Origin of the sequence: Pseudomonas synxantha (assembly GCF_900105675.1) — a bacterium.
Classification (GTDB): Bacteria; Pseudomonadota; Gammaproteobacteria; order Pseudomonadales; family Pseudomonadaceae; genus Aquipseudomonas; species Aquipseudomonas synxantha.
This window is the reverse complement of the sequence record NZ_LT629786.1, coordinates 552,409-571,765: the sequence shown is the minus strand read 5'-3', so window position 1 is coordinate 571,765 and position 19,357 is coordinate 552,409. Positions and strand designations below refer to the sequence as shown.

Sequence of the window (19,357 nt, the reverse complement as noted above, 5' to 3'; positions counted from 1 at the left end):
AAACTCATTGGGCCCGGCTAAGCCAGGCCTGCAATTCAGAAAAATGATCAATCGTCAGCCTCGGCTCGTATTGCTGCAACGCCTCGCCAGCCTGGGCGCCATAGCTGACCGCCACGCTGTCCATGCCGGCATTGCGCGCCATCATCAGGTCGAAGGACGCGTCACCCACCATCAATGCCTGGCGCGGCGATACACCGCAATGATCCAGGATCTGCTCCAGCATCAGAGGATGAGGCTTGCTGGCGGTTTCATCCGCGGCGCGGGTGATGTCGAAATAATCCTCGAAACCATGGGCCTTGAGCACCCGATCCAAGCCACGGCGAGCCTTACCGGTAGCAACAGCCAGGTGATAGCCCTCGGCGCGAAACGCCGCCAAGGATTGCCTTACGCCGTCAAACAGTGGCGACGGCTCGGCTTCCAGAGCGATGTAGTGATCGGCATAGTGCTGACGGAACGCAATCAGTTCCTGGTCACCGATTTGCGGGTACAGGGTGCGAATAGCCTCAGGCAACCCCAGGCCGATGATGCCTTTAACCGCCAGGTCGCTGCACAACTCATAGCCTGAACGGGTTGACGCCATGTGCATCGACTCGACAATCCGACCAATGGAATCGGCCAGCGTCCCATCCCAATCGAAGATCAGCAGCTTGTAGTCAAGGTGCGACACTCAAACGCTCCACGGTCTTGGCCCACATCTCATCGACCGGCGCCTGCAATTTCAGCTCGCCGCCATCGGGCAGCGGCACCGTAAGCATATAGGCATGCAGGAACAGGCGCTTACCGCCCAGGTCGCGGATTTCCTTGGAGAAACCCTCGTCGCCGTACTTGGTGTCGCCAGCAATGCAGTGGCCCGCATGCAGGGTATGCACACGAATCTGGTGGGTACGACCAGTGACCGGCTTGGCCTCGACCATGGTGGCAAAGTCGCCGAAACGGCGCAGCACCTTGAACAGCGTCAGGGCTTCCTTACCCTCCTCGTCCACCTCGACCATACGCTCGCCGGAACGCAGGTTGCTTTTCTGCAGTGGCGCACGCACGCTCTTGATCGAACTGGCCCAGTTACCACGCACCAACGCCATGTAACGCTTGTCCACGCCATCGCCACGCAGGGCAGTGTGCAGATGGCGCAACATGCTGCGCTTCTTGGCGATCATCAGCAGGCCGGAAGTATCACGGTCAAGGCGATGGACCAGTTCCAGCTCCTTGGCATCCGGGCGCAACTGGCGAAAGGCTTCGATCACGCCGAAATTCAGGCCACTGCCGCCGTGAACCGCAATGCCGCAGGGTTTGTTGATCACGATCAGCTTGTTGTCTTCGAAGACAATCGAGGCTTCCAGGCGCTGCAACAGGCCCTGGGCCAATGGCACAGGCTCGTCGCGCTCAGGCACGCGCACAGGCGGCACACGGACGATATCGCCCGCCTGCAACTTGTACTCAGGCTTGATCCGGCCCTTGTTCACGCGCACTTCGCCTTTACGCAAAATGCGGTAGATCAAGGTCTTGGGCACGCCTTTGAGCCGGGCCAGGAGAAAATTGTCGATGCGTTGGCCGGCATATTCCGGCGAGACCTCAAGCAGCTGGACGCTGGGGGTCGGGGGGGCGGTAGTCGTCATGCCGGCGATGATAACAATTTTTTATGGAATTGAAGCACTTAATCATTGCTGCTATAGTCGCGAACGCCGCCAAAAGCGGCCTGGACAGAGGACATGCGGCAAACTGCCGGCCCTGACCATCGCAATTCATCAGGACGCGAGGCCGTCCTACGGGGCTTTCGCCACCTTGGAAGGCTCGGGATTGTAACAAGCGCAGGTGACATGAGGCCTGAAGCGAGTGCAGAAAGCAGAGTGAATACTCGCCTTTTGCGCCGATATTTACGGCCAGTTCACAAAGTGCAGTCAGTCTTGAGCCAGACCATGGCGAATGCTTCGGAAACAACGCCTGTTAAGAGCTGAGTGAGAGCGCAGTCGCCCACACCTAGTCTTGTTTAGCCATGAGCGTGGACTCCCCATTGGAGAACACGGTAAATGCCAACCCGCTGCGGATTCTGCGCGCGGCAGCACCCGAATTATCAGGGATACGTGTAGGGTGGAGATGCACAACCGTCGGACTGTGTAGCACTAGGCTTATATTTAGACGCTTCATCTCGTCCACAGTCGCCGGTTGATTCCTCCTCCTGACCTTAGCTTTTGTTGAAGTGGTGCCTTTGTCACCACCGCTAACGAGCAGGACGCGTCCGTCGCGATAGCGGCCCAATTGGCCGGTTATTGCTGGACACTGGAGTGGCCAACCACTCTTGACGCACCTGACACCGACCGTGAGAAGTCGTGTGTGCCGAACGCCGTTTCCGGCAGCCCGGAAACCGACGGTACAACATGAAAAGAATGCTGATTAACGCAACTCAACCCGAAGAGTTGCGTGTTGCACTGGTAGATGGCCAACGCCTCTACGACCTGGACATCGAATCCGGTGCACGCGAGCAAAAGAAGGCCAACATCTATAAAGGCCGTATTACTCGCATCGAACCAAGCCTTGAGGCTGCCTTTGTCGATTTCGGCTCCGAGCGCCACGGCTTCCTGCCCCTCAAAGAAATCTCCCGCGAATACTTCAAGAAAGCCCCCGAAGGCCGCGTGAATATCAAGGACGTCCTGAGCGAAGGCCAGGAAGTCATCGTCCAGGTCGAGAAAGAAGAACGTGGCAACAAGGGCGCCGCCCTGACCACCTTCATCAGCCTCGCCGGCCGTTACCTCGTGCTGATGCCGAACAACCCACGTGCCGGCGGCATTTCCCGTCGCATCGAAGGTGAAGAGCGCAATGAACTGCGCGAAGCGCTGAACGGCCTGGTCGCACCGGCTGATATGGGCCTGATCGTTCGCACTGCAGGCCTGGGCCGCAGCAGCGAAGAAATGCAGTGGGACCTCGACTACCTGCTCCAACTGTGGACCGCCATTAAAGAAGCGTCCCTGGATCGTTCCGCGCCATTCCTGATCTACCAGGAAAGCAACGTGATCATCCGCGCCATCCGCGACTACCTGCGCCAGGACATCGGCGAAGTGCTGATCGACAGCGTTGAAGCCCAGGACGAAGCCCTGACCTTCATCCGCCAGGTGATGCCGCAGTACGCCAGCAAGATCAAGCTGTACGAAGACAGCGTGCCGCTGTTCAACCGTTTCCAGATCGAAAGCCAGATCGAGACCGCCTTCCAGCGCGTGGTCGAACTGCCTTCCGGCGGCTCCATCGTCATCGACCCGACCGAAGCCCTGGTGTCCATCGACATCAACTCGGCGCGCGCCACCAAAGGCAGCGACATCGAAGAAACCGCCCTGCAGACCAACCTGGAAGCGGCTGAAGAAATCGCCCGCCAGCTGCGCCTGCGTGATATCGGCGGCCTGATCGTGATCGACTTCATCGACATGACCCCCGCCAAGAACCAGCGCGCCGTGGAAGAGAAAGTCCGCGAATGCCTGGAAGCTGACCGTGCTCGCGTGCAAGTCGGCCGTATCTCGCGCTTCGGCCTGCTGGAAATGTCCCGCCAGCGCCTGCGTCCATCCCTGGGCGAGAGCAGCGGCATCGTCTGCCCGCGTTGCAACGGCACCGGCATCATCCGTGACGTTGAATCGCTGTCCCTGGCGATCCTGCGCCTGATCGAAGAAGAAGCCCTGAAAGACCGCACCGCCGAAGTCCGCGCGCAAGTGCCGATTCCGGTTGCCGCCTTCCTGCTTAACGAAAAACGCAACTCGATCACCAAGATCGAACTACGCACCCGTGCCCGTATTGTCATCCTGCCGAACGATCACCTCGAGACGCCGCACTTCGAAGTCCAGCGCCTGCGTGATGACAGCCCGGAAGCCCATAGCGGCCAGTCCAGCTATGAAATCGCTGCTGCCGCTGCCGAAGTGGAAGAAGTCCAGCCAGCCGCTGCGACCCGCACCCTGGTCCGCCAGGAAGCCGCCGTGAAGACCGCGCCGGCCCGTGCCAACGCACCGATGCCTACCGAAGCCGCTGCTCCGGTTGCCGCCCCGGCCGCCCTGCCTGAGCCAAGCCTGTTCAAAGGCCTGGTGAAATCGCTGGTCAGCCTGTTCGCCACCAAGGAAGAGCCTGCTGCCCCGGTAGTGGTCGAAAAGCCTGCCACCGAGCGCCCGGCGCGCAACGAAGAACGTCGCAACGGTCGCCAGCAGAGCCGTAACCGCAACGGTCGCCGTGACGAAGAGCGCAAACCTCGCGAAGAACGTGCACCGCGTGAAGAACGCGCGCCACGTGAAGAGCGTGCACCTCGCGAAGCCCGCGAAGACACCCCGGCCGTCGCCCGTGAAGAACGTGCACCGCGTGAAGAGCGCGCACCACGTACCCCACGTGCCCCGCGTGAAGATCGCAAGCCGCGTGGCGAGCGCGAAGAGCGCGTGCGTGAACTGCGTGAGCCGCTGGACGCCGCGCCAGCCGTTGCTGCCGCCGCTGCTGCCAGCACCGAAGAACGCCCGGCGCGCCAGCCGCGTGAAGAGCGTGCCCCACGTGAAGAGCGCCAGCCGCGCCCACCGCGTGAGGAGCGTCAACCACGCGCTGAGCAAGCCGCTGCCGCCAGCGAAGAAGAAGTATTGACCGGCGAAGAGCAACTGCAGGAAGACGGCCAGGACAACGCCGAAGGCGATCGTCCACGCCGCCGCTCCCGTGGCCAGCGTCGTCGCAGCAACCGTCGTGAGCGTCAGCGTGACGCCAACGGCAACGTGATCGAAGGTTCGGAAGAAGCCGGTGAAAACGCAGAAGCTGCCAACAACGAACCAACAGGCGCCGAACTGGCTGCTGGCTTGGCCGTTACCGCGGCCGTCGCCAGCTCGGTCATCAGCGCACCTGCTGAAGCCCAGGCCCACGAGCAAGCCGAGCGAGCTACCGCTGCTGTCGAGGAAACCGTTGCGGTAGAAGCGCCAGCCGCCGAGACCCCAGTGGTTGAAGCGCCGACTGTTGAAGCGCCAGTCGTTGAAGCCACTACCCCAATCGAAGCCCCAGTGGCTGCGGAAGTGGAAGTTGCCCCGGTTCGCGACGCACAGCCAGAAACCGAAGTGGTTGCTGTTGAGCCCGCACCGGTTATCGAGCCTGCGCCAGTGGTTGAAGCGGCTGTAGAAGCACCGGCTGCCGAAGAAGCCGCCCCGGTTGTGCGTGAAGTTCGCGAAGAACAGACCGCCTTTCAGTGGACCGCTGAGCCGGCTGCCCCGGTTGAAGCGCCAACGCCTGCCCCTGCGGTAGAAGAAGCGCCGACGCCGGTTGCCGAAGTCGTCGCCGAGCCAGCCCCAGTGGTTGAGCCGACGCCGGTTGTGGAGCCTGCACCCGTGGTTGAAGTTGAAGCCCCAGTGGTTGCCGAAGTGGCCGCCCCTGTAGTTGAAGCTGCACCTGCCAGCGCCCTTACCGAAAACGGCCGTGCGCCGAACGACCCACGTGAAGTGCGTCGTCGCCGCAAGGAAGCCGAAGCAGCGGCTGCAGCGGCTGCCCAGGCGGTAGAGCACAAGGCCGTGGAAGAAGAGCCTAAACCCCTCGTTTGATTCCATCCGCTACTAAAAAGCCCCGCCTGAGCAATCAGGCGGGGCTTTTTTCTGCAAAAGATTCGAACACACGGCTGTTCAAGTGTGGGAGGGGGCTTGCTCCCGATAGCGGTGGATCAGTCAACATTTGCATGAGCTGACCCACAGCTATCGGGAGCAAGCCCCCTCCCACATTCAGTCGGCGCTGAACCTCAACCGTTGCGGCACGTCCACATCCCACAGCACCCCAGGATCATCCACCTGCACGCCTCGCACCTGTGCTTGTGCAAACAAAGGCTTCGCGCCACGGTCCCCGGTCAACGCCATCAACGCAGGCCCAAATACACGACCGAAAGCCACCGGATGCCCATACTGCCCGGCATGCACCGGCACAGTGATGTTTTCCGGATCGGCCAGCACACGCTCGATCGTCGCGGATCGAATAAACGGCATATCACCCAGCACAACGAGCCAACCATCCACCGAGGCGCTGGCCGTAACGGCTGCGGCAATGCTGTCACCCATACCGGCCGATTCCAGCAGCAAGACCTTGCAACCGTACGCCTCAGCTAAACGAATCACCTCAAGGCGCTCCGGTGAGGTCACCACCCAGCGCTCAACAAGCGACGCGGGCAGGTTAACCAGTACCTGCTCGATCACCGGCCGGGAAACGCCATCCAGGCCCACGCAAACGGCCAGCAACTTGTCCTGATCAGCACCGGCTTCGGCGCGAAAACGACTGCCCTGCCCTGCTGCCAGCACGATCGCCGTGACGGTCACTGCGCCACCACCGCCAAGGGTTTTTTCTGCACCGGTGCCACACCGTTCTTGATTGCGACAATTTCCGCCATCAACGACAAAGCGATCTCCGCCGGGGTATGGCTACCGATATGCAAGCCAATCGGCCCGTGCAAACGTGCAATGGCGTCCTCCGACAAGCCCAGGGCTGCGAGATTCTCTCGACGTTTCTGGGTATTGACCCGCGACCCCAGCGCGCCGATGTAGAACGCGGTAGAGTTCAGTGCTGTCAGCAATGCCATGTCATCCAAACGCGGATCGTGGGTCAGGCAGACGATAGCGGTGCGTTCATCGGTTTGGATATTCAGCACCGCCTCGTCGGGCATGCCTGGCACAAAGCGACCGTGCTGTTCTTCCCAGCCATAGACGAATTCTTCACGGGGGTCGCAGATCAGCACTTCGAAATCCAGCAAGCGCGCCATTTGCGCGACGTAGCGTGACAACTGCCCGGCGCCGATCAACAGCAGGCGCCAACGCGGCCCATAAATGGCACGCAGACGCTCGCCGTCGAAGCTCACCACATCGGTCTTGCTCGCGGCGCTCAGGGCTACCGCGCCCGTGGTCAGGTCCAATTCACGCGCGACGACCTGGTGGTCTTCACAGCGCGCCAGCAGTTCGGCCACCCAGCCCCAGTCATCCACCCGCTCTTCGGTCAGGCGCAGCGTACCGCCGCACGGCAAGCCAAAGCGCGCCGCTTCATCGCGGGTGACGCCGTAGGTGACCAATTGGACGGGTGGCCCATCATCAGCCAGCCGCCCGTCCTGCAGGCGGGCGATCAAGTCATCTTCGATGCAGCCACCGGACACCGAGCCAATCACCACCCCGTCACCGCGCAAGGCCAGCATCGCCCCAGGAGGGCGCGGCGCGCTGCCCCAGGTCTGCACCACGCTGTACAACACCACGCGCTGCCCGGCGCGGCGCCACTCAAGGACGCTACGCAGGACATTCAAATCCACACTGTCCATCAAACCTCCTGCCAGCGTTGTTAATGAAATCGTCATTTACTGTAAAGCAAAAGAATCCAGAAGTGGCCGTACACACACGCAAACGCCCCGAACCAGTCGGGGCGTTTGCGGGTTGCCTTGGCGTCAGATCACGCCAGCAGCGATTTACTTGATGACAGGCGCCGGGCCTTCGGCCACACCCAGGTCATCTTCTTCGCGGGTGTCGGAGATACCGGTACCGCCGGACGCCAGCTCACTTTGCAACTTGTCGGTGTCCAGCTCCTTGACCCACTTGGCCACAACGATGGTGGCAACGGCGTTACCCACCAGGTTGGTCAGCGCACGGGCTTCGGACATGAAGCGGTCGATACCCAGGATCAGCGCCAGGCCGGCCACCGGCAAGTGGCCTACGGCCGACAGGGTCGCAGCCAGTACGATGAAACCACTGCCGGTCACGCCCGCCGCGCCTTTGGAAGACAGCAACAGCACCAGCAGCAGGGTAATCTGGTGGGTGATGTCCATGTGGGTGTCGGTCGCCTGGGCGATGAACACGGCAGCCATGGTCAGGTAGATCGACGTACCGTCGAGGTTGAACGAGTAGCCGGTTGGGATCACCAGGCCGACCACCGACTTCTTCGCACCCAGGCGCTCCATCTTGATCAGCATGCGCGGCAATGCGGATTCGGAAGACGAGGTGCCCAGTACGATCAGCAGTTCTTCACGGATGTAGCGGATCAGCTTCAATACGCTGAAACCGTGGGCGCGGCAGATGGCACCAAGTACCACGACCACGAACAGGACGCAGGTGATATAGAAGCAGATCATCAGCTGGCCCAACTGCACCAGGGAACCCACACCGTAGGCGCCGATGGTGAATGCCATGGCACCCAGGGCACCGATCGGAGCGAGCTTCATGATCATGTTGATGATGTTGAACATCACGTGGGCGAAGCGATCGATGAAGTCCAACACCGGCTTGCCGTAGGCGCCCAGGCGGTGCAGGGCGAAACCGAAGATCACCGAGAACATCAGCACTTGCAGGATATCGCCGTTGGCGAAGGCGCCGACGATGGTGTTCGGGATGACGTTCAGGATAAAGCCGACAATGCTCTGGTCTTTACCGGCGGTGACGTAGGCCGCCACTTTGGAGGCGTCCAGGGTCGCTACATCGATGTGCATGCCCGCACCCGGTTGCACGACGTTGACCACGACCAGGCCGATCAGCAGGGCGATGGTGGAGACGATTTCGAAGTACAGCAGCGCATAGCCGCCGGTCTTGCCCACCGACTTCATGCTTTGCATACCAGCGATGCCGCTGACCACGGTGCAGAAGATGATCGGGGCGATGACCATTTTGATCAGCTTGATAAAGCCGTCACCCAGTGGCTTGAGGGCCACGCCGGTCTGCGGGTAGAAGTGGCCGAGCAGAATACCGATAACGATTGCGACGATCACCTGGAAATACAGGGATTTGTAGATTGGCTGACGAGTCGTCATTGCAAAGTTCCTCAAACGTCCCGGGGGCAAATATCCGCCATTGCCCACGACACTTGAATTGCGAACCCTCCTGCACTGGAGGGATTTGTTGTTGGCGAAGCCTGTAGGACAAAGCCTGCGCTGTAGTCCTTATCGCAAACGGCGTGCCACTTTGCGCAAATCCGCTGAAGGCCTTTAGACATCAGGGCCAGGCGGGTTACAGCCGCCCCTGAGCATTCGATCATGTGGCGGATTTCCGCCCACCCAGCCGGTCTCGTCCTACAATTTGGCGGATATCCGCCTTGTCGCTCGGCCGGGTCATGGCTACCATCCGCCATTCCACGGACGAGGCCCTTGCATGCGCGAACGTACCATCGCCAGTCATTACGCTCGAGCAGCCCTAGGCGGTGCGCGTCGAGCCGGTTACGACTACTCGGTGTTGTTGCAGCAAGTGGGCATCACCCCTGAACTGCTGAGCGAGCCTCGCGCCCGCATTGCACCGGAGCAATTCACCCGGCTGCTGCAAATGCTCTGGCTGGAGCTGGATGACGAGTACCTGGGGTTCGCCGATGGGCCGAGCAAACGCGGCACCTTCGCCATGATGTGCCACGCCCTGATCCATTGCCGCACGCTGGAGAAGGCCCTGGAGCGCGGCTTATTATTTTATAGCCTCTTCCCGCAGGGCCCGCGCTGGCAGCTGACGAAAGAAGGCGATATGGCGCGACTGAGCCTGGACGACTCACAGCTATGGGACCCGGATCACTTTCTCAGTGAATGCCTGCTGGTGATCTGGCATCGCCTGGGCAGTTGGCTGATCGGCCAGCGAATTCGACTGCAGCAGGCAACCTTCAGTTACCCCATGCCGGTCCATGCCAGTGAATACGACCTGTTGTTCCCCTGCCCCCACGTGTTCGGCGCGCCGAACAGCAGCCTGGTATTTCCCTGCCGCTACCTGAGCCTGCCGTTGTTACAGGATGAACGCACCCTCAAGCACTTCCTGCAGCGCTCGCCTGCCGACTTATTGTCCCGGCCGGATGAAGGCGACAGCCTGAGCAGCCAGTTGCGCCGCTTGCTGAGTCGCGATCGCACGCCCTGGCCAGACCTGGAGGCCGTCGCCCAACACCTGCACATCAGCCCGCAGACCCTGCGCCGGCACCTTCGTGAAGAAGGCACCAGCTTTCAGGCATTGAAGGATGAGTTACGCCGGGATATTGCCATCTACCATTTGGGGCGGGCGGATTTATCCTTGCAGGAGATTGCCGAGCAGTTGGGGTTTTCTGAGCCGTCGGCGTTTCATAGGGCATTCAAGAAGTGGACGGGGTTGACGCCGGGGGCGTATCGCGCGCAGGAGAGTTAAACGGAGGTGGCCGAGGCTGGCTCATCTCGGCATGGGTATCTACATAATTTCTGGCATGCCCCCTCCCACAGGATGCCAGCCCAGCCAATAGACATCACAGCGCCGGAAAATGAATCCTGAACGCAGCGCCACCCAAAGCAGAATCCCCCAAGGTCAGGCGCGCGTTGTAGCTTTCGATGATGTCCTTGACCACCGCCAGCCCGATGCCCTGCCCCGGGTGCTGGCGATCAAGCCGCTCACCGCGCTGCAGAATCCGTGCGCGCTGGTCGGGCGGCACACCGGGGCCGTCGTCTTCGATACACAGTTCGATTCCGTCCAGGTTTTCCACCAGGCTGATACGTACTTGTCGCAGGCATAGCCGATAGGCGTTTTCCAGCAAGTTGCCGAGCATTTCGAGCAGGGCACCTTTCTCGATGGGCACGTCGCACTCTTGCGGCAGGTCAAAGGATACGTTGACGCGCTTGTCGCGGTAGACCTTCTCCAAGGTATCGCACAGACTTTGCAACACCGGTTCCAAACGCACCTGGTGGCGCACCAGACCGCTCTTACGCAGGCTGGCACGCTGCAATTGATAGCCTATCTGCTGGCTCATGCGCTCGATCTGCGATTGCAGCACCCACGCCTGGCCACGGTCTTCGTGGCGCTGAGCCATGTCCTCACTCACTCCCTGCAAGACCGCCAGTGGGGTTTTCAGGCTATGGGCCAGGTCATCCAGGGAATCGCGGTAGCGTGTGCGTTGCTCGCGTTCGCTGTGCAGCAACCGGTTGAGGGAGCCGGTAAGTCGCAGCAGTTCGCGGGGGTGTTCTTCGGAAAGGCTCTCACGAGTGCCACCTTCGATCTGGTCAAGCTCCTGGCTCAAGCGTCGCAGGGCTTGCAAGCCCCAGGTCAGGCCCAGCCACAACAGCGTCAACAGCACGAGCAGGGCCGCGCCGAAGCCGAGGTAGAGATTCTCGCGCAAGCCTTCGAGGGTCAGTTGATATTCACGCACCGGTTGCAGGGCGACGATGCTGAACGCCGCACTCTTGCCTCCCAGCAGCTTGACCTCGACGTCATACACGAAAAATTCCTGGCCATTAGCTTCGCGGATGCGCGCAAACTCGTTGCCGCGCCCATCGTAGCGCGGCTTGTAGTTGATGTTTTCTTCCCGGGTCGCCCGCGAACGCCATACCAGGTGGCCCTCGCGGTCGTAGATATAGCCAAGCAGCCGGCTGTCGGTGAGGTTGAAGCGTTCATCCGGCAACTGCGCCGGCATCAGCAGGCGATTATTTTCGACCCGCGCGGCGGAGATCAGGGTGGTCACGTCCGACGCCAGGCGCTGCTCGATGGAATCCTGCAGGGCCAGGCTGAACGCGCCTTGCATGGCGGGCAACAAGCCGAGCATGAACAGTACGGCCAGGGTGGCGGCCGCCAGCATCAGGCGCACACGTAGCGAGCGAATCAACGGCAGCGCTCATTGAACAGGTAACCCAGGCCGCGAACGGTATCGATCGGCTTGAACCCGGTCGGCCCTTCCAGCTTGCGGCGCAGGCGGCCGACCAGCACTTCGATGACGTTCGGGTCGCGCTCGTCGTCATCGGGGTAGAGTTGCTCCATCAAGCGGTCCTTGGCCACCACTTGCTGATGATGGCGCATTAAGTATTCGAGGATCCGATACTCATAAGCGGTCAACGCCAGCGGCTGTTCATCCAGAGAGGCTTGCTTGCGATTGAGATCCAGCAGCAAGGGCCCGGCAGTGATGGTGGACTGGGTAAAACCGCTGGAGCGGCGCAACAAGGCGTTCATCCGCGCCTCCAGCTCTTCGAACTGAAACGGCTTGACCACATAGTCGTCGGCACCGGCCGCCAGGCCTTCGACTTTATCCTGCCAGTTGCCGCGGGCGGTCAGGATCAGGATCGGAAAGGTCTTGGCCTGGGTGCGCAGTTGGCGAATCAGGTCCAGGCCGCCCATGCCGGGCAGGCCAAGGTCGATGATCGCCAGGTCGTGATTGAATTGGCCTGTCTGGTACAGGGCTTCCTCGGCATTGGCCACGGCTTCGACCACATGCCCGCTGTCGCTCAGGCGGGTAAACAGGTGATGGCGCAACAGCGCCTCATCTTCCACCACCAGCAATTTCATAAGGCTCTCCAAGGCAATTCAACTATCCGACCGAGGGATATCATAGCGGCCCTGCACGTCTTGCGGGCGCAGTTTAATGCCATTGTAATGGCCCGTCAGGTGCGGGTAGCCGCTGCGATAGTCGGGTTGCGCGGCGGTAGCGCCCAGGGCCCGGCCCCACGGCGCGGTCTGGGTGCCGGCGTCTTCGAAGCTGACACGATGGATCGGGCTGCCGGATTTCTTGGTTTTCTCGCTGCCAAATGCCCTAAAGTCGCCATCCGAGGCTTGCACGCCGGCGGTGGCGCCGAGCATGGTTAACGCCAACATCAGCTTCTTGATCGCAGTCATGGTGGTTACCTCATACGCGTTTAGGCTGTGGGGTCCAGACTACGCAAGCGCCCCTGAACTCCCCCTGAACAGGCTCTGAACCACAACTGAACCGCTGCCGGGCTATCCACTGGCGCGCCAACTCGGCAAAATGCTGCGCATGACGCTCCTACCCGCTTGCTGTACCCCACTCGATGCCAGTTGGCCGCTGCCTGTCCCCTTGCCGGGCACGGTGTTTTTGAGCACGCGATTCGACCCGGCCTTATTGAACCCCTTGGATTTCCAGCGCAGCGCCGTGCCGCCGCCGGCGAGCATCCAGCGCTCGGTGGCCAAGCGGCAGGCGGAGTTTCTCGCCGGCCGCCTGTGCGCCCGCGAAGCGCTGCAACGACTCGATAACCTCAACTGCATCCCGGCGATCGGTGAAGACCGCGCACCGGTCTGGCCTGGGCATATCAGTGGCTCCATCACCCACAGCACCGGGCACGCCGCAGCCATTGTCGGCCACAAGACGCAGTGGCGCGGGCTGGGGATGGACCTGGAGAACCTGCTGGCCCTGGAACGGGCTGAACGCCTGGCCGGGGAGATTCTGACGGCCCATGAGTTGCAGCGCATGGCGGCACTACCGCGTGAGCAGCTCGGGCTGCTGGTGACGTTGACGTTTTCGGTCAAGGAGAGTCTGTTCAAGGCGCTCTATCCGATCGTGCAAAAGCGTTTTTACTTTGAACATGCCGAGGTATTGGAGTGGTCGCAGGCTGGGCATGTGCGGCTGCGGTTGCTGACGGACCTGTCGAGTGAGTGGTGTTGTGGCAAGGAGTTGGAGGGGCAATTTGTGCTGGAGGGGGAACAGTTGTTGAGCCTGGTGGCCGTCGGCGCTTGATAGGACGCTATTGGGGTTTCTCTTGATCCCGGGGCCAACTCAGGCTGAAACACGCCCCGCCCAGGTTGTTGCTCTTGCTGATCAACGCCCGCCCGCCGTGCCAATAGATGATCCGCCGCACAATCGACAGGCCCAGGCCGTGGCCGCCAGACGCTCGGGTGCGGCTGTCGTCCAGGCGCAGGAACGGTGTGAAGATCCGCTCCCAGGCGCTTTCAGGCACGCCGGGGCCATCGTCTTCCACGTCAATGCGGCAGCGCACCTGGCCTACTTGGTAACTGATCAGCACCTGGCCCTTGGCGTGGCGCATGGCGTTACTCACCAGGTTCTGCAGGGCACGGTGCAGGTAGCGTGGTTCGGCGTCGACCCAGGCGTCATCCCAATGCGTCGATGACAGACAAATACCGCGGGTGACGGCGACTTGCGGGCGCAGTGGCGACAATTCGCCGATCACCTGGTCGAGCAAGGCATCCAGGTCCACCCGCTGGAAATTCAGCTCCGGCGCCCCTTGCTCCAGGCGCGCATAGGTGAGCATCTCGTCCACCAGGCCATCGAGGTCCTGGATATCGCCGTCCATGCCTTCCAGGTATTTGCGCCGAGCCTCGGGGGTGGCGGCATCACCGATCATCTCCAGGCCAAACCGCAGGCGCGCCACCGGTGTGCGTAACTCATGGGACACCGCACGCACCAGCTCGCGCTGAATCGCCAACAATTGTTGCAAGTGCTCGGCCATGCCATTGAATGCGGCCGCCAGGCGCCCGACCGAATCAGCCCCTCGGGCCGGCACGCGGACCTCCAGGTTGCCCTTGGCGATGCGTGTAGCTGCCGCCTCCAGGCCTTTGAGCCGGCGCTCAAGCTGACGCACCAGCAAATAGACGATCAAGCCGATCAGGGTCAGGCCGATCAAGGTGATCAGAATCAGCCATTGCGCCGGGTAAGGGTTCATTTGATACAGCGGGCCGATCTCCAGCACCCATGGCGTGCCAACCATGCCGGCAAACACGCGGATCGAATCGCCGCCCTTGCCCAGGGCCATCACCGTATCGCCTTCCGCCACGCGCCGGCGCTGGTCGTCGTCCATGTCGGCCTGGTCAAGGGCCACCAAGTGCATTTCAAAACCAAAGCCCTTGGCTTCCTTTATATCGGCCAGGCGCTGCGGCTGCTCGGCGACTGGAAAGCGCACCAGTTCGTCGGCCAGCAGGTAGATGGTCGCACGGGCCAATTGCTCGCTGATCTGCTGCACTTCGCCGGTGAGCACCAACTGCTCCTGTTCGCTGACCAATCGCAGCACCCGCGCCGCATGGGGGCCGGTCTGCTCCACCAGGACCTGGCCACGTTGCAGGCGATTGCGCTGACCCAGGTCCAGTTGCGCCTGGGTGAACGTGCGCAGTTCCAGCGGAATGCCCAGCAAGCGCTCCCACACCGCCAAGGCGCGCAGCCGCTCAATGGCACTCATGGGTTGCAGGTTATCGCCCATCAACGCAAAGGTGCCGTGGGCCAGGCGCTCGCGGTACTGGCCGCTGCGCACATCGTTGAGCAGGTGCAACGCCAGGGCACCGAGCAGCGCCACCAGGATCAGCGCCGCGCACATGCCGCCGTAGATGCGCAGGAAGATCGAGTTCACAGCGGCATATCGACGGCGGCTTCGGGGACGAACAGGTAGCCTTTGCTGCGGATCGTCTTGATCAGGCGCGGGTGAATCGGATCGTCGCCGATCTTCGGCCGAATGCGCGAGATGCGCACATCAATGGAGCGATCCTGGCCGTCGTAGCCGATGCCGCGCAGGGCGATAAAGATTTCCTCGCGGGAAAGGATGCGCCCGGCGTTCGCCACCAGCAGCCATAACAGGTCGAACTCGGCACTGGTCAGTTCGATACCGCCATCGTGCAGCCAGGCCTCGCGCAAGGCGTTGTCCACCACCAAGGGGCCGAATTGCAGGCGGCGCTGGTTTTCCACTACTGCCGGTAACGCCGACTCGCTGCGGCGCAGCAACGCCTGGATACGCGCCAGTAACAAACGCGGGCGCACGGGTTTGCATACATAGTCGTCTGCACCCATGTCCAGGCCCAGTACCTGGTCCATATCGTCGGTGCGCGCAGTGAGCATCAGGATTACGCCGTCATAGCGCTCGCGCACCTTGCGGCAGATGCTCAGGCCATCTTCGCCGGGCAGCATCAGGTCGAGGATCACCAGGTCTGGTTGTTCGGCGATGATGCGCGCCGCGGCCTGCGCGCCGTCGCTTTCCACCGACACACACAGGCCGTTACTTTCCAGGTATTCGCGGGTCAACTCGGCGAGTCGCTCGTCGTCCTCGACGATCAATATCTGCCAGGCTTCTTGCTCCATGGGTGATCCTCGTCGCGCTATCGATAATCGTCATGACAACTCGATCATATGTGGGAGGGGGCTTGCTCCCGATATCGGTGGATTAGTAATAGATGTATTGCCTGACACACCGATATCGGGAGCAAGCCCTCTCCCACATTTTGATCTTCATCAGGCACACCCTCTTTGTCATCTCTTGAGGGGATAACAGAGGTGGATTGTAGCCACGCGCCGGCCCTTGAACACAAGCCTGGAAATCCATTCGGAGATCACGTTTGTTTGTGATAGGGTTCGCGCCCTTCGAAAATGGGCAGGCTGGTTCAAGCCCGAAATATTTAATGACAAACGGCGTAATCCAGCAGCAATGCGGCCTACACGCCTATTCGACCTTTCTTACACATTTTACTCACAGCGTTATCCACAGGTTACTCCGTTGCTAACCCCTCGAAAACGCATTATCTTGTACCTCGGCGCTCATGAAGACCCTACATGTAGGGTTTTCGACACCAGCGTCCAACCACACAAGTGGCTCGAAACTCAAGCGTTTTATTGCTAGCGCAGCGTTGAACCAACAGATTTTTCAGTAGACCAAACCGCTCACGCGGATGGCAGCTGTTCTCCATCCCCGACATGGAAAACGGTACGGGTGTTGCAGGAAAAAGCCTGGCACTCGCAATCAAATATAGAACGTGGAGACAACCCCCCATGCAAACCGACACAACTCGCGAGAACCCGCAGGGCTCCGTGCCGCAGGCCGCTGATTCGAACCTGGATCTGTCCGCCACTGCACCTGGCCAACTGCGCGTGATCAAGCGTAACGGCACTGTCGTTCCTTATACCGATGACAAAATCACCGTCGCCATCACCAAAGCGTTTCTTGCAGTTGAAGGCGGCACCGCTGCTGCCTCGTCGCGCATCCACGACACGGTTGCCCGCCTGACCGAACAGGTCACCGCAACCTTCAAGCGTCGCATGCCATCGGGCGGCACTATCCACATCGAGGAAATCCAGGACCAGGTCGAACTGGCCCTGATGCGTGCCGGCGAGCAGAAAGTCGCACGCGACTACGTGATCTACCGTGATTCGCGCGCCAAGGAACGTGCCGTGCGTTCCCCGGCTGAAGAAGCTGCCGTGCAAGCGCACCCGTCGATCCGCATCACCCTGGCCGACGGCAGCTTTGCGCCGCTGGACCTGGGCCGCCTGAACACCATCATCACCGAAGCCTGCGAAGGCCTGGAAGAAGTCGATGGTGACCTGATCCAGCGCGAAACCCTGAAGAACCTGTACGACGGCGTGGCCCTGACCGACGTCAACACCGCCCTGGTGATGACCGCCCGTACCCTGGTTGAACGCGAGCCGAACTACTCGTTCGTGACCGCGCGCCTGCTGATGGACACCCTGCGTGCCGAAGGCCTGGGCTTCCTGGGCGTGGCCGACAGCGCCACCCACCACGAGATGGCCGACCTGTACGCCAAGGCCCTGCCCGCCTACATCGCCAAGGGTATCGAGTTCGAATTGCTCAACCCGGTGCTGGCCACCTTCGACCTGGAAAAACTCGGCAAGGCAATCAACCACGAACGTGACCAGCAGTTCACCTACCTGGGCCTGCAAACCCTGTACGACCGTTACTTCATCCACAAGGACGGCATCCGCTTCGAACTGCCGCAAGTATTCTTCATGCGCGTGGCCATGGGCCTGGCAATTGAAGAGAAGCAGAAAGAAGACCGCGCCATCGAGTTCTACAACCTGCTGTCGTCCTTCGACTACATGTCGTCGACCCCGACCCTGTTCAACGCCGGCACCCTGCGTCCACAACTGTCGAGCTGCTACCTGACCACCGTGCCGGATGATCTGTCGGGCATCTACCACGCGATCCATGACAACGCCATGCTGTCCAAATTCGCTGGCGGCCTGGGTAACGACTGGACGCCGGTGCGTGCCTTGGGTTCGTACATCAAGGGCACCAACGGCAAGTCCCAGGGCGTCGTCCCCTTCCTGAAAGTGGTGAACGATACCGCCGTCGCCGTGAACCAGGGTGGCAAGCGCAAAGGCGCTGTGTGTGCCTACCTGGAAACCTGGCACATGGACATTGAAGAGTTCATCGAGCTGCGCAAGAACACCGGTGATGACCGTCGTCGTACCCACGACATGAATACCGCCAACTGGATCCCTGACCTGTTCATGAAGCGTGTCTTCGATGACGGCAAGTGGACCCTGTTCTCGCCATCCGAAGTACCGGACCTGCACGACCTGACCGGCAAGGCCTTCGAGGAGCGCTACGAGTACTACGAAGCCCTCACCGAGTACCCAGGCAAGGTCAAGCTGTTCAAGACCATCCAGGCCAAAGACCTGTGGCGCAAAATGCTGTCCATGCTGTTTGAAACCGGCCACCCATGGCTGACTTTCAAAGACCCATGCAACCTGCGCAGCCCGCAGCAGCACGTGGGCGTGGTCCACAGTTCGAACCTGTGCACCGAGATCACCTTGAACACCAACAAGGACGAGATCGCCGTTTGCAACCTGGGCTCGATCAACCTGCCGAACCACATCGTCAACGGCCAGCTGGACACCGCCAAGCTGCAACGCACCGTCAACACCGCAGTACGCATGCTCGATAACGTCATCGACATCAACTACTACTCGGTGCCACAGGCGCAGAACTCCAACTTCAAGCATCGTCCAGTGGGCCTGGGCATCATGGGCTTCCAGGACGCGCTGTACCTGCAGCACATTCCTTACGGTTCGGATGCTGCGGTCGAGTTCGCCGACAAGTCCATGGAGGCGGTCAGCTACTACGCGATCCAGGCTTCCTGCGACCTGGCCGACGAACGCGGCGCCTACGAGACGTTCCAGGGTTCGCTGTGGTCCAAGGGCATCCTGCCGCTGGATTCGCAACAGATCCTGATCGAACAGCGTGGCCAGAAGTACATCGATGTCGACCTGAACGAAACCCTGGACTGGGCACCGGTACGTGCCCGTGTACAGAAAGGTATTCGTAACTCCAACATCATGGCCATCGCACCGACCGCTACCATCGCCAACATCACCGGCGTGTCGCAGTCGATCGAACCGACCTACCAGAACCTGTATGTGAAATCGAACCTGTCGGGCGAATTCACCGTGATCAACCCGTACCTGGTCCGCGACCTGAAAGCCCGCGGCCTGTGGGACTCGGTCATGATCAACGACCTGAAGTACTACGACGGTTCGGTGCAGCAGATCGAGCGCATCCCGCAAGAACTCAAAGAGCTCTACGCGACCGCGTTCGAAGTGGACACCAAGTGGATCGTTGACGCCGCCAGTCGTCGTCAGAAGTGGATCGACCAGGCCCAGTCCCTGAACCTCTACATCGCTGGCGCATCGGGCAAGAAGCTGGACGTGACCTACCGCATGGCTTGGTACCGTGGCCTGAAAACCACTTACTACCTCCGTGCCCTGGCCGCAACCAGCACCGAGAAGTCGACCATCAACACCGGTAAGCTCAATGCTGTTTCCAGCGGCAACCACGGTGATGATTCGGTACTCGCAGCCCCCGCCGGCCCAGCACCAGTGCCAAAGGCCTGCGCGATTGACGAGCCGGATTGCGAAGCTTGCCAATAAGCTGAACCCATCCAGGACTTGAACGCCCTGGATTTAAAAAGCCCGATGAACCCCG

At 61.0% G+C, this 19,357-nt stretch carries 14 protein-coding genes; 4 read left to right on the top strand and 10 right to left on the bottom strand.

All coding sequences use genetic code 11. From position 1 onward, the window contains the following. Positions 1-4: 4 nt before the first annotated feature. Together BLU48_RS02735 and rluC are read right to left on the bottom strand one after the other, a co-directional pair. On the bottom strand, positions 5-667 hold the full coding sequence (locus BLU48_RS02735) for an HAD-IA family hydrolase (protein ID WP_057025522.1): 663 nt from the start codon (positions 665-667) through the stop codon (positions 5-7). Further along, positions 654-1,613 carry a 23S rRNA pseudouridine(955/2504/2580) synthase RluC gene (gene rluC / locus BLU48_RS02730; protein ID WP_003175615.1) on the bottom strand — a complete coding sequence of 320 codons (960 nt, stop codon included), beginning with the start codon at positions 1,611-1,613 and terminating at the stop codon, positions 654-656. Before rluC ends, BLU48_RS02735 begins: the two co-directional genes overlap by 14 nt. A gap of 768 nt (positions 1,614-2,381) precedes the next feature. On the opposite strand from rluC, the gene rne reads away from it, so the two are divergent. Beyond that, complete coding sequence (gene rne, locus BLU48_RS02720) at positions 2,382-5,528, top strand: ribonuclease E (protein WP_057025521.1); 3,147 nt, start codon at positions 2,382-2,384, stop codon at positions 5,526-5,528. Positions 5,529-5,702: 174 nt separating this feature from the next. Here rne and BLU48_RS02715 read toward each other — a convergent pair whose 3' ends face one another. From BLU48_RS02715 to BLU48_RS02705, 3 genes are all read right to left on the bottom strand, one after another. Beyond that, positions 5,703-6,287 carry a nucleotidyltransferase family protein gene (locus tag BLU48_RS02715; RefSeq protein WP_057025520.1) on the bottom strand — a complete coding sequence of 195 codons (585 nt, stop codon included), beginning with the start codon at positions 6,285-6,287 and terminating at the stop codon, positions 5,703-5,705. Next, positions 6,284-7,270, bottom strand: a complete 987-nt coding sequence (locus tag BLU48_RS02710) for an XdhC family protein (protein WP_057025519.1) — start codon at positions 7,268-7,270, stop codon at positions 6,284-6,286. The genes BLU48_RS02715 and BLU48_RS02710 overlap by 4 nt, the downstream gene beginning before the upstream one ends. A gap of 144 nt (positions 7,271-7,414) precedes the next feature. After that, positions 7,415-8,746 carry a dicarboxylate/amino acid:cation symporter gene (locus tag BLU48_RS02705; protein ID WP_046069158.1) on the bottom strand — a complete coding sequence of 444 codons (1,332 nt, stop codon included), beginning with the start codon at positions 8,744-8,746 and terminating at the stop codon, positions 7,415-7,417. Between the two features lie 337 nt (positions 8,747-9,083). Between BLU48_RS02705 and BLU48_RS02700 the strand changes: the two genes are divergently transcribed. Then, positions 9,084-10,082, top strand: a complete 999-nt coding sequence (locus BLU48_RS02700; RefSeq protein ID WP_057025518.1) for an AraC family transcriptional regulator — start codon at positions 9,084-9,086, stop codon at positions 10,080-10,082. A gap of 94 nt (positions 10,083-10,176) precedes the next feature. Here BLU48_RS02700 and BLU48_RS02695 read toward each other — a convergent pair whose 3' ends face one another. Genes BLU48_RS02695 through BLU48_RS02685 form a run of 3 tightly spaced genes read right to left on the bottom strand, consistent with a single transcriptional unit; the run spans position 10,177 to position 12,524 of the window. Next, a complete protein-coding gene (locus BLU48_RS02695; RefSeq protein ID WP_046069160.1) occupies positions 10,177-11,523 on the bottom strand; it encodes an ATP-binding protein in 1,347 nt (448 codons plus the stop codon). Further along, complete coding sequence (locus BLU48_RS02690; protein WP_057025517.1) at positions 11,520-12,197, bottom strand: response regulator; 678 nt, start codon at positions 12,195-12,197, stop codon at positions 11,520-11,522. Before BLU48_RS02690 ends, BLU48_RS02695 begins: the two co-directional genes overlap by 4 nt. Before the next feature lie 18 nt (positions 12,198-12,215). Then, entirely contained in the window at positions 12,216-12,524 is a 309-nt protein-coding gene (locus tag BLU48_RS02685; protein WP_057025516.1) for a hypothetical protein, read from the bottom strand. A gap of 139 nt (positions 12,525-12,663) precedes the next feature. On the opposite strand from BLU48_RS02685, the gene BLU48_RS02680 reads away from it, so the two are divergent. Beyond that, positions 12,664-13,380: a 4'-phosphopantetheinyl transferase family protein gene (locus BLU48_RS02680; RefSeq protein ID WP_057025542.1), complete on the top strand. Its 717-nt coding sequence runs from the start codon at positions 12,664-12,666 to the stop codon at positions 13,378-13,380. Positions 13,381-13,387: 7 nt separating this feature from the next. Here the strand turns inward: BLU48_RS02680 and BLU48_RS02675 are convergent, their stop codons facing one another. Beyond that, on the bottom strand, positions 13,388-15,001 hold the full coding sequence (locus BLU48_RS02675) for an ATP-binding protein (RefSeq protein ID WP_057025515.1): 1,614 nt from the start codon (positions 14,999-15,001) through the stop codon (positions 13,388-13,390). After that, positions 14,998-15,723, bottom strand: a complete 726-nt coding sequence (locus BLU48_RS02670; protein ID WP_057025514.1) for a response regulator — start codon at positions 15,721-15,723, stop codon at positions 14,998-15,000. Before BLU48_RS02670 ends, BLU48_RS02675 begins: the two co-directional genes overlap by 4 nt. Before the next feature lie 684 nt (positions 15,724-16,407). Here BLU48_RS02670 and BLU48_RS02665 point away from each other — a divergent pair. After that, positions 16,408-19,302, top strand: a complete 2,895-nt coding sequence (locus BLU48_RS02665) for a ribonucleoside-diphosphate reductase subunit alpha (RefSeq protein WP_043050107.1) — start codon at positions 16,408-16,410, stop codon at positions 19,300-19,302. Positions 19,303-19,357: the final 55 nt, after the last annotated feature.